Source organism: Pseudomonas sp. GW823-FHT02F05 (assembly GCF_058797315.1).
Map to the genome: position 1 here is coordinate 97,420 of NZ_JBXAJM010000021.1, position 15,786 is coordinate 113,205.

At 60.6% G+C, this 15,786-nt stretch carries 15 protein-coding genes; 7 read left to right on the plus strand and 8 right to left on the minus strand.

What is annotated here, in order from left to right; translation table 11 throughout:
• Nucleotides 1-7: 7 nt before the first annotated feature.
• Both AC1RAC_RS23025 and AC1RAC_RS23030 read right to left on the minus strand, forming a co-directional pair.
• Complete coding sequence (locus AC1RAC_RS23025) at nt 8-163, minus strand: HepT-like ribonuclease domain-containing protein (RefSeq protein ID WP_365691595.1); 156 nt, start codon at nt 161-163, stop codon at nt 8-10.
• Between the two features lie 63 nt (nt 164-226).
• The gene (locus AC1RAC_RS23030; protein ID WP_032893707.1) at nt 227-517 is read right to left on the minus strand and encodes a nucleotidyltransferase family protein; all 291 of its coding nucleotides are present in this window, start codon (nt 515-517) and stop codon (nt 227-229) included.
• Between the two features lie 155 nt (nt 518-672).
• On the opposite strand from AC1RAC_RS23030, the gene AC1RAC_RS23035 reads away from it, so the two are divergent.
• From AC1RAC_RS23035 to AC1RAC_RS23045, 3 genes are all read left to right on the plus strand, one after another.
• The gene (locus AC1RAC_RS23035; protein ID WP_492617016.1) at nt 673-2,373 is read left to right on the plus strand and encodes an acid phosphatase; all 1,701 of its coding nucleotides are present in this window, start codon (nt 673-675) and stop codon (nt 2,371-2,373) included.
• 119 nt (nt 2,374-2,492) lie between these two features.
• The gene (locus AC1RAC_RS23040) at nt 2,493-3,662 is read left to right on the plus strand and encodes a hypothetical protein (protein WP_492617017.1); all 1,170 of its coding nucleotides are present in this window, start codon (nt 2,493-2,495) and stop codon (nt 3,660-3,662) included.
• 135 nt (nt 3,663-3,797) lie between these two features.
• Nucleotides 3,798-4,322 carry a hypothetical protein gene (locus AC1RAC_RS23045; RefSeq protein ID WP_034128124.1) on the plus strand — a complete coding sequence of 175 codons (525 nt, stop codon included), beginning with the start codon at nt 3,798-3,800 and terminating at the stop codon, nt 4,320-4,322.
• On the opposite strand, the gene can is transcribed toward AC1RAC_RS23045, so the two are convergent.
• Complete coding sequence (gene can / locus AC1RAC_RS23050) at nt 4,319-4,963, minus strand: carbonate dehydratase (protein WP_003188288.1); 645 nt, start codon at nt 4,961-4,963, stop codon at nt 4,319-4,321. The two genes, AC1RAC_RS23045 and can, sit on opposite strands and share 4 nt — an antisense overlap.
• A 138-nt stretch (nt 4,964-5,101) precedes the next feature.
• Between can and AC1RAC_RS23055 the strand changes: the two genes are divergently transcribed.
• Entirely contained in the window at nt 5,102-5,506 is a 405-nt protein-coding gene (locus tag AC1RAC_RS23055) for a serine kinase/phosphatase (protein ID WP_096144133.1), read from the plus strand.
• A gap of 133 nt (nt 5,507-5,639) precedes the next feature.
• Here AC1RAC_RS23055 and rimI read toward each other — a convergent pair whose 3' ends face one another.
• Nucleotides 5,640-6,092, minus strand: coding sequence for a ribosomal protein S18-alanine N-acetyltransferase (gene rimI / locus AC1RAC_RS23060; protein WP_003188286.1), 453 nt, complete (start codon nt 6,090-6,092; stop codon nt 5,640-5,642).
• Nucleotides 6,085-6,831: a flagellar biosynthesis protein FlhF gene (locus AC1RAC_RS23065; RefSeq protein ID WP_096144132.1), complete on the minus strand. Its 747-nt coding sequence runs from the start codon at nt 6,829-6,831 to the stop codon at nt 6,085-6,087. Before AC1RAC_RS23065 ends, rimI begins: the two co-directional genes overlap by 8 nt.
• Before the next feature lie 187 nt (nt 6,832-7,018).
• Here AC1RAC_RS23065 and mksB point away from each other — a divergent pair, with 187 nt between their 5' ends.
• From mksB to mksF, 3 genes are read left to right on the plus strand one after another with little or no spacing between them, the layout of a single operon-like run.
• Nucleotides 7,019-8,296, plus strand: coding sequence for an Mks condensin complex protein MksB (gene mksB, locus AC1RAC_RS23070; protein WP_003188283.1), 1,278 nt, complete (start codon nt 7,019-7,021; stop codon nt 8,294-8,296).
• Nucleotides 8,286-8,993 carry an Mks condensin complex protein MksE gene (gene mksE / locus AC1RAC_RS23075; protein WP_003188281.1) on the plus strand — a complete coding sequence of 236 codons (708 nt, stop codon included), beginning with the start codon at nt 8,286-8,288 and terminating at the stop codon, nt 8,991-8,993. Before mksB ends, mksE begins: the two co-directional genes overlap by 11 nt.
• On the plus strand, nt 8,990-11,830 hold the full coding sequence (gene mksF / locus AC1RAC_RS23080; protein ID WP_034128127.1) for an Mks condensin complex protein MksF: 2,841 nt from the start codon (nt 8,990-8,992) through the stop codon (nt 11,828-11,830). Before mksE ends, mksF begins: the two co-directional genes overlap by 4 nt.
• 187 nt (nt 11,831-12,017) lie before the next feature.
• Here mksF and AC1RAC_RS23085 read toward each other — a convergent pair whose 3' ends face one another.
• From AC1RAC_RS23085 to AC1RAC_RS23095, 3 genes are read right to left on the minus strand one after another with little or no spacing between them, the layout of a single operon-like run.
• Nucleotides 12,018-14,321, minus strand: coding sequence for a PqiB family protein (locus tag AC1RAC_RS23085; RefSeq protein WP_127881514.1), 2,304 nt, complete (start codon nt 14,319-14,321; stop codon nt 12,018-12,020).
• The gene (locus tag AC1RAC_RS23090) at nt 14,314-14,937 is read right to left on the minus strand and encodes a paraquat-inducible protein A (protein WP_054897181.1); all 624 of its coding nucleotides are present in this window, start codon (nt 14,935-14,937) and stop codon (nt 14,314-14,316) included. The genes AC1RAC_RS23085 and AC1RAC_RS23090 overlap by 8 nt, the downstream gene beginning before the upstream one ends.
• Nucleotides 14,924-15,583, minus strand: a complete 660-nt coding sequence (locus AC1RAC_RS23095) for a paraquat-inducible protein A (protein WP_034128130.1) — start codon at nt 15,581-15,583, stop codon at nt 14,924-14,926. Before AC1RAC_RS23095 ends, AC1RAC_RS23090 begins: the two co-directional genes overlap by 14 nt.
• Between the last annotated feature and the right edge of the window lie 203 nt (nt 15,584-15,786).

Consider the following 15,786-nt stretch of genomic DNA (forward strand, 5'->3'; position numbering starts at 1 on the left):
CAATAGATCAGGTAATGCACTCTGTACAAGGAATATGTGAATGGCGTGCCGCGAAGTCCGGATGCTGATCCATGATTTTCGTCGACACTTCACCAATGATGATCAGGCTCATGACCACAGCTTGTTGTGTTCGCCGGTCCTCCAAAAACTCTTCTTTGCTCAAGCCCTCTACAAAAGTGATCGCGTCAGTGGCAGCTTGCCAGATAATCCCCTAGCCGACTTTCCGTCATACTGGCCGGGCCTCCGCTAGCACTTTATCGCGAAACTTCAAAGGCAAGTCGCCAGGCGTAAGCAGGTCGACATTAACGCCGAGCAAGTCCTCAAGCTCGACCTGCAACCCACCGAGATCAAAGAGCGTTGTGCCCGGCGGCGCGTCTACCAGCAAATCAAGATCACTGCCTTCTTGGTCAGTCCCCATCAGTACCGACCCAAATACTCTGGGATTGGAAATACGGAAACGTCCGACCACTTCTCGTACAGCCGTTCGTTGCAGATCAAGTGCAGTTGAAGGTCTCACGACTCACCTCAGTGATGTGCATTAGAAGGGCAGTCTAGCAGCGCTTGAGCCGTGTAGACACGCCCCGCCCATCACACGCCTGTCTTTGTTCCGTCACATTCCATTGCTACCGTCCTGCGAAATATCTTGCAACATCTCGCCAAGGATTCCTCGCAATGAGTGACGAGCACAACGACCACCCTGCCCACGACTGCGCCCCCAAAACGCGGGTAGACACCAGCCGTCGGCGCTTCCTCGGCGGTGCGACGGTGTTGGGGGTGGGGGCGACCTTGAGTGCCTGCGGCAATACCAGCGAAGCACCGAACCCACCCGTGGCGCGGCCGCTCACGCCCCAGGAACTGGACAAGGCGCTGCGCGAGCAGGTGAAAACCGTGGTGGTGATTTATGCCGAGAACCGCAGCTTCAACAACCTGTTCGCAGATTTCCCCGGGGTGGAGAAACCGCTGTCGGCGTTAACCGCCAAGGACTTCCAGCAGCGCGACCGCGATGGCAGCGTATTGCCTGCCCTGCCACCGAGCTGGGGCGGTGTGTTGCAGGTCGGCCCACAAACGGTGGACGGGGTGACTTACCCCAGCGAAGTGCAATTCCAGCAAAACCTGCCCAACGCGCCGTTCGCCCTCAAAGGCCCGCAGGGCGAAGACCTGCCATTGAGCCTGGTGACCCGCGACCTATGGCACGTGTTCTACCAGAACCAGATGCAGATCAACGGCGGCAAGAATGATGGTTTTGTCGCCTGGGGCGATTCCGGTGGGCTGGTGATGGGCCATTACGCCCAAAGCCGTTATGCCCTGCGCCTGTGGGACGTGGCCAAGGAGTTTGTGCTGTGCGATAACTTCTTCCAGGGCGCGTTTGGTGGCTCGTTCCTTAACCACCAGTACCTGATCAGCGCCACCGCGCCGTTTTATCCCAATGCCGCGCAGTCGGTGGCCAAGGCGCAGATCGCCACGCTGCAAAGCGATGACCCCAGCGGCACGCGCCTAAAGCCCTTGGACACGTCACCGGCCAGCGCCATGACCGGCCCGCCACAATTCGGCCCCAGCGCATTGACACCCGATGGTTACGGCGTAAACACCCTGGCCCCACCCTACTGGCCCACCTGGATCCGCGACCCGCAAAACCCGGATTATTCCAAGCCCGACCTGCCCAATGTGCTGGTGCCGCAAACCCACGAGCATATTGGCGACAAGCTGTCGAAGAAGAACATCGACTGGGCCTGGTACGCCGGTGCGTGGCAAGCCACCCTGGAGCAGTTCAAGGACTCCGGCGGCATCCCCAAGATTCCGAATTTCCAGTACCACCACCAGCCGTTCAATTACTTCAAGCAGCAAGGGCCGCAAAACCCGGCAGAACGTGCCAGGCGCCTGCGCGACGGCGGTTTGGGCGATGAGTCAAGCACCAACCGGTTCTTCGCCGACGCCCAGGCCGGCAAGCTGCCCGCCGTGAGCTTCTACAAACCCCAGGGCAACTTGAACATGCACGCCGGTTATGCCGACGTGGCCTCGGGCGACCGCCATATCGCCCGCGCCTTGAAGGTGCTGCAAGAAAGCCCGCAGTGGAAAAACATGGTGGTGGTGGTGACCGTGGATGAAAACGGCGGCTGGTGGGACCACGTGGCGCCGCCCCAGGGTGACCGCTGGGGCCCGGGCTCGCGGGTTCCGGCGCTGGTGGTGTCGCCGTTTGCCCGCAAAGGCACGGTGGACCATACGGTGTACGACACGGCATCGATCCTGCGTTTGATCACCCGGGTGTTCCAGTTGGAAACCCTGGACGGCCTCAAGCAGCGCGATGACGCGATGATCGCGCGCGGCCAGAAACCCATGGGCGATCTGAGCAATGCCTTGCAGTTCAGCCTGTAGGGGCTTATCCAATAACGACATGCCGGGCGATTTAACACGCGATTTTCCCGGTCAGCCGCTACTGTGTGCAGGTGGGCTTCCATCCCGCGCAGACGGGCTTCGCTGACAAGGAATCGACTATGTTTAAACCGACCAGGCTGTTCTTCACCCTCGCCGCACTACTGGCGAGTGCGGTCGTACAGGCCGACATCGAGGTGCCACTGGGCAGCACGCAGCGCGTCACCCAGTTGTTCGCGTACCCCAACAACTGCAATGTGATCTGCTTCCGGCCATGGTCACTGGAGCAGACCGCCGAACACTATTTGAACCAGAGCCTGCAACGTGACGGTTACAGCCGGGCCAAGGTCAGTGTGAAGACCCACGACGGTCAGGTCACGGCGACCTTCAGCGGCGTGCCCGACAGTTACGGCCAGCCACTGACCACGCTGCTCAATACCGCCGACCTGGCTTACCAAGGCGCCAGCCAGCTCAACAGCGATGGCAAATGGGCCTACAACTGGTACCTGTTCCTGCCGTTGGGCATGGCCCTGGAAAACCGCAAAAGCATCGAGCTGTTGCACTTCCCTCCGGATTACTCGCTGACCCAGGCTCAGGATTACCTGGAATCGGCCACCACCGACCGCTGGGCCACCTTGTTAAGCGAAAATGGCGTACCGGCCACGGAAACGCCGGCGTACCAGACCATCATCGATATCGCGCCCATCGCTGCGCCGTCCAATGCCGGCAAAGACCTGGAAACCGTCTACGGGTATTTCACCGACTACCAGACCCGCATGGTCAAGGAACTGAGCCTGCGCCCTGGCGGCGCATTACCCATGGTGGCCTTCGGCGCGCCAGTGCGTAGCTGGATCAAGCAACAATACGGGCAAACCGTGGGCGTGCTGAGCCTGGCGCAGATCAGCCCGGAGCCTGGCAAAACCGTCGCGGTATTGGGCGCCAACCACCCAAGTTACATTTGGTATGCGGCCAGCCCCGACAGCTATGACGGTGATGAACAAAAGGCTGATGACGCCGGTTTGAAAGTGATGGGCCAGGACTTGAGCGCCGCCTGCTGGCAAGCAGGCATGGGCCAGAAACCCGCCAGCGATGCGAACGTATTGCTCAAGGCCTGCCTGAACACTTGGCAAGTCACGCGCAAGGAGCAGACGTGTGAATTGTTCTACACCTCGGTGCGCCACCTGACGCCCGAGCAGGCCAACGCCAAGTGCGCCACAGCGCCTATCAAAGCGCAGTTGAAACTGTTGAGAAATGCCGCTCCCACGCCCACCGTCATAGCCCCCGCGCTTTAAGGCGAAGAAACCGTTTCTACTGTCAACTTTGACAGTAGAAACCGGATCCCACTTCGGCGAATCTAGGGCCGCGCCCATTTGCTGCAAGACTGGCCGTCAGACCCGCAGGTCCATGCAGCCCCGCTCAGGAGAGTGATGAAAACTCGAGCCATGGATAAGGCTGAAACGGCTGTGAATGACTGCCTCTATCCCTTCAAGACGCTGCTCGTGGAACAGGGTTACCCCTCGACCGAGCACTTTGAGGTCAAGCAAGAGGCTGAAGGGGTTGCGGCCAGGGTCACGGCGCGCGTGGCCTTTGAGAGTCGCACGCGCATTGCTAAGGTTTCCGGTTATGCCGTGAGCGAACGGCGCCCGTACACGCTGCAACTGTCACCCCGCATCCACTTGTACGATTGTTGGCTCTGCGGCCTGTTACAGCACTCCTGCAACCCGAACGTGTTTCTAGACACGACGTACCTGGAGCTATGGACGGTGCAACCCATCGGCGCCGGCAGCTTGCTGACGCTGGATTACGCCACCACCGAAGACACACTGGCCCGGCAGTTCGCTTGCCATTGCGGCGAGCTGAACTGCCGGGGCTGGATCACCGGCAGCAAGGAGCCGCTGAACGCCGAAGGCCAGGCCTTCATGGCCTGGTGGCGTGAGCACAAACGACCTTAGGCTTCGCCCAACGGACGCAGGCGGTATTGCGGCGGCAGTTGCTCGAAGCCACTGATGGTGGTGTTCAAACTCTTCCAGCGACCGTCCTTGATGCCATAGATGCAGCCATGGATCGACAGGCTCTGCCCACGATGCCAGGCATTTTGCACAATGCTGGTGTGGCCGACGTTGGCCACCTGCTGGATCACGTTGAGCTCGCACATGCGGTCCACACGCTCTTCTTCGGTCGGCAACTGGGCCAGCACATCGCGGTTTTCGTAGTAAAGGTCGCGAATGGTGCGTAGCCAGCCGTCGATCAGGCCGAACTGACGGTCCTGCATCGACGCACGCACGCCGCCACAGCCGTAGTGACCGGTGACGAGGATGTGTTTGACCTTGAGCACGTCCACCGCGTACTGGATCACCGACAGGCAGTTGAGGTCAGTGTGCAGCACCACGTTGGCCACGTTGCGATGCACAAACAGATCACCGGGCAACATGCCGACGATCTCGTTGGCCGGTACACGGGCATCGGAGCAGCCGATCCACAGGTATTCCGGGGTCTGCTGGCGGGCGAGCTTGGCGAAGAATTCGGGATCTTCCTGTTTGATCGCGTCCGCCCAGCGTTCGTTGTTATCAAGCAGGTCTTGTAGTTCGTTCATCAGGGAAGCCTCAGGAATGATGCGCAGGTTTGTGACTGACAAGCCCTCGTCCGGGTCACGCCAGGCGCTAATTAGCTTGAATTTTTTGGCTGCCATGCCTGTCCACACACTATAAGCCCCACAGTATGAGGATTGGCCATGACTGAATCACGACGTCCCTACGGCGCAACGCAGCCGGAACCGATCGATGACAACGAAGACCGCATGGGTGAGATGCGCGAGCTGGATTTTGACGAGCAGGACCAGACTGCGGAAATCGGCGACGAGCTGCCCCGCCGTGAGCGCGACCATCTGATGCCCGACGAACGGGTGCGCGAAGCCGGGCTGACCGGCGCATCGACGGATGATCATGAATCCACCGACGACGATATGAGCCCGGAGACGCTGATCCGTGAGGACGGCGCGCGGGATGCGCAGGAGGAAGGCGAAGACAATGCCGCCGACTATGACTTGAGCGTCGTGGGAGAGAATGACATTGGTGGCGGGAATGGGTTGGATGAGGCGGAACTGGCTGATCTGGACCCGCTGAACCGCAAGCGCTGATCGATCATCACCCTATGTAGGTGTAGGAGCGAGCTTGCTCGCGAAAAACCCACCGGCGCCGCGGTCATCCAGGAAGCACGCGTTATCGTTGACGTTTTTCGCGAGCAAGCTCGCTCCTACAGCTCACGGTTGTTCAGTCGACGAGGGTGCAGGCCATCACGACTGCATCTTCGCGGCCACCCACCGCCGGGTAGTAATCCCGGCGACGGCCGATCTCGTTGAAGCCATAACGCTCATACAGGCGAAACGCGCCGGTATTGCTGTCCCGCACTTCGAGGAAGCATTCTCGCGCATTGGCGGCATAGGCACGCGACATCAAATGCTCCAGCAGCGCCAGGCCCAAACCACGGCCCTGGTTTTCCGGCTTCACAGTAATGTTCAGCAAGTGCGCTTCATCGAGAATGATCTGCACCACCCCGTGCCCCACTTGCTGCTCGCCTTCGAACATCAGCCAGATCTGGTACTTGCCCAGCCCGTCGAGAAAAATCCCGCGGGTCCAGGGGTGGCTGAACGCCGCGTATTCGATTTTCAGCACGGCGTCGAGGTCGGCCTCGGTCATCGGGCGAAAGGATAAAGCCTCACTCATCAGTTGTTTTCCAGCGCGCCATCAGCCGGCGCATGGCTTGCCAGACATCAGCCTTACGCTGTGGCTCTTCCATTAATAATTCCAGGCCCGGCAGGGCCCATACCGAACCCAGGCCTTCAACCTGCAGCTCGCGGTACCAGGCCTCGGCGTTGGCTTCACCGGCAAACCGCACAGCGGGCAGGCCGATCAGCCACAGGCACACGCAAGGCTCGTCTTCCAGGCGTGCCGAGACAAACCCCTGGACGAAATCTCGTGCGGCCTCGGGGCCCTGGTCCATGGTGCCGCGCACCAGCAGCGGCCAGCGCACCGGCTCACCGACGATTTGCGGGCTGTCGGGCAGGCCGGCGGCGCGCAGCATGTCCTTGAGCAACAGGTAGGCCGGGTCGCGGGACTGGAAACGTTCGCCGGTCGGCAGTTCCACCAGCAACAGGCAACGCCCGGCCCGCAGCAATTGCAGGGCAAACCGTGGCGGCGGCACGACCGGCGCCTTGGCCACCGGCGCAGCCTCCTCCAGCACCTTGGCAGCTTTGGTCACCGGCGCAGGGCGCGGCACTTCGATCTTGGCCCGTTCGACCACCGGGCGCGTCTCAGGGGTGGGCTTGACCACCGCCACGGGCGCGGCCGCTTCTTCCCCCGACGACTCGAACGCCACATAAGGCTCAAGCGCCTGCAACAACTCGGGCCGCGAAGGCGCGGCAAACGGCAGTTCGGTGCGGGGCAGCCAGTTGACCACCTGCATGGCGGTCAAGTAAGCGCGACGTCGGGACTCGATAAGCACAGCTCGGCCACTTGTGGATAAGTAAAGAGCGGGGATTCTACCGCTGTTCGGCAACAATCGCCCACTGCGCACTGACCGGCTGTGGATAAATCCCGCGCCTGATGCAGTACAATCGCGACTTTTAATCGCCAACCAGCCGGCCATTCCCATGATCGAACCCAAGCGCGTCCTGCGCGCCCTCGCCGAACACTGGGCCTTACTTGAGCCTCTGTGCGAACACTTCGACCAAGGCACCCTGAGCCTGGCCGAGCTGCGCGCACAGTTGGCCGCCCAACAACTGGACAGCACGCCCCAGGACATCACCAGCCTACTGGACGTGTGGATTCGCCTGGATATCCTGGTACCTGTCGCCAAGAGCCCGAACCGTTTCGAGCTCAACGCGCAGATCCACGACTTCCTCGCCTATCTTCGCAAGGAGCACCGGCTTGGCCTGTGCCTGGAAATCGAAGCCTACCTGCGCCACCTGGAGCGTCTGGCCGGTTACATCCAGGACGCCTTCGACATCCGTGACGGCCACGACCTGGCCCGGCAACTGCGCCTGCTGGATATGCGCGTGCGCGATGTGCTGAAAAAACTCGCCAACGACGAACAGGCCCTCGCCGCCGTGGCCGACCGCGCCAAGACCAGCGACCGCCAGATCCCGTTGCGCCAGCGTTACGCCGAGGTATTGGCGACCTGGGACGAATACGTCGAGCCGATGATCCAACTGGTGAACGCCGACGGCGCCTTCGAGCAAGGCGTACGCAAGGTGGAAAACGTGCTGCTGCGCATGCTCACCGAGCAACAGCGTCTTGGCCACCTGGTAGATGACGACATGCTGCTGCGCACCCATGCGCGCATCCTCGAGATGCAAACCAGCGCCCAGTTGACCTTGCGCCATGCGCGGGAGTTGCTGCTGCCGCTGCGTGAAGAAGCACGCCGGCATAACGCCGTGACTCGCGGTGCGGCGCTGGCCCTGTCGGCGATTCGCCGCAAAGGCCTGGACGCGGTGCCGCAAGCGGCGATGCCGATGTTCACCCGGCCGCAAAGTACCTTTTTGGGCAGTGCGAGCCAGGTCGAGGCCTATGTGTATGCCCTGGCCAATTTCGAGCCCAAGCCGGCGCGTTTCCCCAAGGCGCACAAGTCCCACAAAGGCGAAGCCCCGCGCGCACCGCGTACGGTCAAGGAAATGCTCGAACGCTGCGAAGACGCGCTGCCGATGCCCGACCTGATGACCTGGCTGCTGGAGCAGGAACCGGACGGCGCCACCGATGAATTGCTGTACTGGTTCTCGCGCCTGTCCCGGGAAAAACGCTTCAAGCGCGAGCGCCTGGAACGTCGCGATTACCACACCCACGAGCACCAGGTCAGCCTGCGCTCCTTCGCCCTGCTCCCGGCCGGCGTCGATGCCACTGAGAATTCTGCGAGCACGCCTTATGCATCTTGATCTATCCGAACTGTCCCAGCTGGCGCCGATCTTTCGCGAGCTGTTCAAGGGTTACCACGTCAGCCGTCGCGACCCGGAGCTGTACGCGCAATTGTCGAACTTCCAGGACCAGTACCGCACGCTGTTCAAGGCCCTGGGCTTTGAGCTGGTGTGCGATACCCGCGGCTTCTATTACTTCGTGCCGGACACTGCCGTGGCTGCCGCGCAGGTGAACAAAACCGCCCAGCGCCTGGCCCTGTTCACCTTCATCATCGTCGAACACCTGGCCGACCAGGGTCGCGACCCGATTGCGGTGCTCGACGGCGGCAGCCTGGGCCGCGATGAATTGCCTTCGTTGCTGGAGAAATACCGTGACCTGTTTATCCAGGCCGAGGTACAGACCCAGGAAGAGCTCGAAGAAAAAATCATGCGCCGCATGACCCAACTGGGTTTTGCCAGCGAAGACAACGGTATCTACCGCTTCCTGCCGCCGATGCACCGCTTCCTGGATGTGTGCCTGTCGGTGCAGCAGGACCGCGACCTTGCCGCCAGCGTACACAGCGTACTGCCGCTGCCGGCACCGGTGATTATCGACGAAGACAGCGACGAGAAACTGCTGAAGACCGATGACCCGCTGGATCTGAGCGCCTTCACCGAAGAAAGCGAAGAAGATGCCCTGGCCCGTGCCATTGCCGAAGAACAGGAGACCGACGCATGAGTAAGGAACGCTACGGCATCCGCCGCTTTGCCCTATTGAACACCGCCGGTTACAGCCTGGGCTTGTTCCCGCTGGAAGAACCGCTGTCGGTGTACGGCGCCAACAACCTGGGTAAATCCGCCTCGATCAACGCCTTGCAATTCCCGATCCTGGCACGCATGTCGGACATGAGCTTCGGCAAGTACACCTTGGAACAATCGCGGCGTTTCTACTTTGCCACCGACACCAGCTACATCCTGGTAGAAGTCTCTCTGCCCCACGGCCCGCACGTTATCGGCGTGGTCGGCCGCGGCCCGGGCGGCGGCTTTGGTCACCAGTTCTTTGCCTACGCCGGCAAGCTGGACCTTACCCACTACCAGAAAAACGACACCTGCCTGCGCCAGAAAGAGCTGTTCACCAACCTTGAGCGCGAGGGCCTGAAAGCCTACGAGCTCAAGCCCGATGAACTGCGGCGCTTGCTGGTGGGCGGGCATACGTCGGTCCCGCTGGACCTGACGCTGATTCCGCTGCGCTCCACCAGCGAGCAGAGCCTGAAGACGTTCCGCGCGCTGTTTATCAACCTGCTGCACATGCGCGAAATCACCGCGGCCAAGCTCAAGCAACTGTTCCTTGATGCCTTCGAACACAGCCTGCGTTCGGGCAGTGTCGACTACATCGCGGCCTGTGAAGAAGCCTTCCGTGATGTGCGACGCATGGAGCAGGACTACAACTCGCTGGTGGCTGCCGGCCCCTTGGTTGAAGCCCTGGCCAATGGCGTGAAACAGCGCGACGCCCTGCGCGGCAAACTGCATCGCCTGTCACCGCTGCTGGATTCGTTGCTGGGCACCTGGTCGGACTACGCCAGTGCGCGCAAGGAAGAGCTGACCATCCAGGCCGAACACTACCGCAACGAGCAGGACGCGCTGCAAAACGACCAGCGCGGCGGCACACAGGAGCTGATGCGCCTGGAGCGGGAAATCAGTGGCATCCAGCGTTGGTTGGGCGAGTTGTCGGTGCTCAAGCACCGCTTTGCCCTGGTGGATGACGTCAAGATGCTGGAGCAGCAATTGCTCGCCGCCAAGGATGCCCACGATGAACTGGCGGGCGCCTTGGCGCAGTCGCGACAGTTCAGCGCCGAGGACTTGGAAGAACGCCTGCGCGACCTGGAAAAGCGCTTGAAGTCGGTCAAGCAGCAGCTCGATCACGCGGACAACAACAGCTACGCCAAGCTGCGCGAAGAATTTTCGCAGCAGGATGTCGAGCGCCTGATGCGCCTGTTCAACAGCTCGCTGTTCAGCTTGCCGCTGGGCGAACATGGCATCACGCTGGACGAGGACGGCCAGTGGGTCAAATCCCTGGAGCAGATTCTCGATGGCTTCAAGGGCGAGCGCTTTGAGGTGCCGGGGCTGTCCATCGACATCTCGCACATCGAGCCGCCGGCACTGCAAGCCCTGGCGGATCGCGCCGCGTTGCGTGACCAGAAAGAGCGCCTGGAAAAAGAGCTCAAGCAACTGAAAACCCAGCAGGCCGTGGCGTCCGACCGCGCCGCAAGCAAGACCCAGACCGAAGCGCTGTACCAGCAGGTACTGGATGCCCAAAAGGCCCTGGAAGACTTCCGCCGCACCCAGACCCTGAGCGCCGAAGAAGGCGAGAAGCTGGAAAACCTGGCGCAGATGGAAGCGGCCCAGGACGAGTTGAAGCGTTCCAGCGATGCCTTTACCGAGCGCGTCCAGCAACTGTCGGCCAAGCTGCAACTGGTCGGCCGTCAGATCGGCGATATGGAAGCCAAGCAACGCACGCTGGATGACGCGTTGCGCCGTCGTCAGCTGTTGCCGGCGGACCTGCCGTTCGGCACGCCGTTCATGGACCCGGTCGACGACTCCATGGACAACCTGCTGCCGCTGCTCAATGACTATCAGGACAGCTGGCAGGGTTTGCTGCGCGCCGATGGCCAGATCGAAGCGCTGTACGCCCAGGTGCGTCTCAAGGGCGTGGCCAAGTTCGACAGTGAGGATGATGTCGAGCGTCGTCTGCAACTGCTGATCAACGCCTATGCGCACCGTACCGACGAGGCGCTGACCCTCGGCAAGGCGCGCCGTGCAGCGGTCACCGACATCGCCCGTACCCTGCGCAACATCCGTAGTGACTACGACAGCCTGGAACACCAGTTGGCGCTGTTCAACCGTGAGATCAACAAGCGCCAGGTCTCCAACCTGCAAAGCTTCCGCATCGTACTGGCGCCGAACAAGGAAGCGCTCAAGCATATCGACCAGATCATCCACAGTGCCGGTCAGTATGAAGAAGGCGAGACCCTCTCGGTGTTCGACCTCAGCCAGAGCGCCGAACAGGACAACAAGAACGAAGAAGCCAAGGAATACCTGGCTCGCCTGGTCGCCGCCAACCATAACCAGTTGGGCCTCAAGGACTTGTTCGAATTGGCGTTCGAAATCACCAAGGTCAACGGCCAGCCGGTGATCCATACCGACATCGACGGCGCTGCGTCCAACGGCACTACCATGACCATCAAGGCGCTGACCAACATGTACTTGTTGCTGCACCTGATGGACCGCGACCAGGCCGGTCGCGTGCGCTTGCCGTACTACCTCGATGAAGCGGCAGACATCGATGAGAAGAACCAGGCAGCACTGCTGGAAACCAGCCTGCAATTGGGCTTTGTACCGATCCTGGCGAGTGTGAAGCCGCAGGTGTCCGCCCAGGTGGCGATTGACCTGGAGGGCGGCAGCGGGCCGAACGGGATCTACATTGATGAGGCGGACTGGAAGTACATCCGTCGCCATGATGTGGTGAAGGCGACGATGAATGTGCAGGCGGACGAGCCGGAGCTGGATGAAGTCTGACGGGCTGTACTGAAAGGCAAAAAGGCCGCGATCTTTTGGGATCGCGGCCTTTTTTTCGGCTTGGGATTTGCGGTGTGTTTGTGGGCCTCATCGCGGGCAAGCCCGGCTCCCACAGTTGGAATGCATACTTGCTGAAAATGCATATCCCTGTGGGAGCCGGGCTTGCCCGCGATAGCCGCGCCTCGGTTTATTTACCGAGTGGAATCTTAGGCGCCCAGGTCAGCCATTCATCCTCAAACTTGTCGAACAACGGGAACGTCTGCTGCGGCCGTGCCGGGTTACCCATGCGCTCGCCATCCGGGGTGGCAAAGGCGATGCCGCCGGCCACCAGCGTTTCAAGGGACTCGGTACGCACGGTCGCGCCCTTGAACAAGCCGAAGTCGAGGCCAAAGCCGCTGGTGTTCCAGAAGCGGCTGCCACTGCGTACCAGAGGTGCGTACTTGGGCTCGATCAGGATGTGCACCAACACACGGTCAGCGGTCTGGCCCAACTCGTAGCCGGTGACTTTACCCACCGTCACTTCACGGTAGGTGACCGGTACCCCTTCCTTCAACGAACCACGGCGCGCGGCGCTGAGTGTGAGGCTCAGGCCAGCTTCCTGATGCACGGCCTCAGGCGGCTGGGCCAGGGCGACAAAGCTCTTCTGCGGGCCGGCGTTTTTCGCGGCCGGTTGCACCTCGATGTATTGGCCGGTGACCAGGGTCTCCAGGTTAGCCGTCTTCATCAGCCCCAGTTCCGGCTTGACCACCCAGAACTGACTGCCCGTACGCGCGATGCGGTCCGCGACCTGAGTGATACGCGCCTTGAGCAGCACCGACTGCATATCGGCACTGAGGTCGACACTTTCGATCTTGCCCACATCCAGCCCCTTGAAGCGCACCGGTGTGCCGGCGCTCAGGCCGTCGGCGCGGTCGACTTTGATGGTCACCAGAGTGCCGTGCTGGTTGGCGGCATCTCGGTCGGCATACAGGCGAAAGCGCGGGATGCGATGTTTCAATGGCACGTTCGGTTCCGGCGTTTCGAAGGCGATACCGCCCGCCATCAGGCTGGCCAGGGATTCGCTTTTGACCTGGATACCGCCGGTGAGCCCGCCCGTAAGGGTGACGCCGCTGGCATTCCAGAAGCGCGTCGAGCCGTTGACCAGGCTTTCGTATTCCTTCTCGATATGAACGCCGATCACCAGTTGTTTTTTCTTGCGTGAAAACTGGTAGCTCTGCACCGAACCGACTTTGACCTGTTTGTACAGAATCGGGCTGCCGACATCCAACGAGCCCAGGCTGTCGGTGAGCAACACCATGTGCAGGCCCGGGGAACGTAGGTCCAAAGGTGGCGCCTTGGCGCGGGCTACGTATTCGCGTTGTGGCGGGGTGCCTTTGTCGCCTGGGCGAATCGCGATGTAGTTGCCCTTGACCAAGGCCTCCAGGCCGGTGATGCCCGCCAGGGAGATGGACGGTTTGACCACCCAGAATTGCGTGTCTTCGACCAGGTAGTCTTCAGCCAATGGATCGAGGGTCAGCTCGGCACTGGCGCTGGACAGGTCCGGGTCGATCTTCAGGGTTTTCAGGCTGCCGACCTGGATGCCTTTGTACATGACCGGCGTACGCCCGGCCTGCAGGCCTTCAAAGTCGGTGAGTTTGACCTTGACCTTGATGCCCGCTGCGGCGGCGTCGAAATCTTCGTATAGGCGGAAAGGCAGACTCGGGTCGGTGGGCGGGCTGTCTTTGCGGTTTTCAGGAGTGGCGAAGGCGATACCTCCGGCGACAATGCTGGAGAGGGATTCGCTGCGCACTTTCAAGCCGGAAAGGTTGGCGTCGATACTGATGCCGCTGGCATTCCAGAAACGCGTGTGTTTGCGCACCAGGTTGGCATAGGTCGGCTCGATATAGACCTTGACCTCGACGGTGCTCTGGTCTTCAGACAGCAGGTAGCTTTTGACCTGGCCGACCTGAATCTGCTTGTAGAACACCGGACTGCCACGGTTCAACGAGCCCAGGCGATCGGCCTTGAGGGTCAGGTGCAAGCCGGGCTTGGCGTCGGATAACGGCGGCTCTTCGGAGAGCGCCTTGAACTTGCGCGTGGGCTCGCCATCACCGGGGCTGGCGGCGATGTAGTTACCTGAAACCAGGGTTTCCAGGCCGGTGATACCGGCAAGGCTGACGCTGGGCTTGACCAACCAGAAGCGGGTGTTGGTCTTGAGGTACTGCTCCACGTCCTTGTTCATCTCGATGGTGGCGATCACCCCGCGATTGCTGCCTTCGTCATCCAGGGCCAGGGTTTTGACCTTGCCCACGGTCATGCCTTTGTAGACCACTTCGGTCTTGTTGACCTGAATACCTTCGCCGCTTTCAAAGCGAACTTGAATCTCGATACCTTGCTGGGAATAGGCACGCCACCCCAGCCAGCCACCGATGATCAGGGCAATCAGGGGCAGCACCCAAATGGCCGACCAGTTAGAGGCTGGGCGGGTTTTAGCTTTAGGCAAATCACTCATGGTCGTCGTCCGACTCCGTGTTATCCCAAATCAGTCGGGGATCGAAAGTTACTGCGGCAAACATCGTCAAGATCACCACACTGGCGAACGCCGCAGCGCCGAGGTTGGCCTCGATACTGGCTAGCCGCCCAAAGTTAACGAGCGCCACCAGGATGGCGATCACGAAGATATCCAGCATGGACCAACGCCCAATGAACTCGATAAAGCGATACATCACAATGCGTTGTTGCGCGGACAGCGGTTGGTGACGCTGCACCGAGAACAGCAGCAGGCCAATGCCGACCAACTTGAAGGTCGGTACCAGGATACTGGCGATGAACACCACGGCAGCGATAGGAAACATCCCGTGCTGCACCAGTTGGATGACACCCGACATGATGGTGCTGGGGTCGCCTTGGCCAAGGGAGCTGACCGTCATGATGGGTAACAGGTTAGCGGGGATATACAGGATCGCCGCGGTGATCAACAGCGCCCAGGTACGTGTAAGGCTATTGGGGCGACGGGCATGGATCAACGCGCCACAACGGGTGCAGAGCTGCTCCTCGCTATCCGCTTCCTGCTTGTTCAACTCATGGCATTCGGTACAAATCAGAATACCTGCATCAATCGCCCGCATGGTCATCCTCTCCTGACAGCGCTTGCCAGATCTGATGGGGCGACATCACCACCTCAAGCAGAACTTGAACCATTAATAGACTCACGAAACAGACCAGGCCCAGGCCAATTGTGATGGAGGCCATGTCGGCGAGCTTTACGATCGCCACCAGCACACCCATCAAGTAGACCTCCAACATCCCCCAGTCCTTCATGTGGTGGTAGATGCGATATAGCAGCAGCCCGTAATTGCGCCCTATGTTCCAGCGAATACTGAGCAGCACTGCCAACTGGCACAGAAGCTTGAGCAAGGGGATGCCCATGCTGCACAGGAACACCACGGCGGCAACGCCTTGCATGCCCGTATCGAACAGGCCAACGACGCCGCTCCACACGGTGTCCTCCGAAGACTGCCCGAGTAGATTGAGCTGCATGATGGGCAAAAAGTTCGCGGGGACGTACAGCAGCAGGGCTGCCAGTACCAAGGCGAGACTGCGCTCGACCACATTGTGACGGTGAGCGTATAGCTCGTAGCCGCAGCGTGGGCATTGGGCTTTTTCGCCGAGGGCGAGCGTTGGTTTGCGCATCAGCAAGTCGCACTCATGGCATGCCACCAGATCGTCTAGCGGTAAATCCGATACCTCGTGGGCATCAACCGGATCGGGCATAGATAGGGCTCTGACTCTAAAAATGATTAGGTGGCTATTCTAGTGGTGTCGCTCAGAAATAACTGTGCAAATTTGTCGGGGCAGTCAGGTCGGAGGTTGGGGCGCACAGGTGTACGGGGACAAGGTGGACACTTTTCGAGCGCCCAAAACAAAACCCCAACTGCTTTCGCAATTGGGGTTTTGGAATTTAATCTTGACGATGA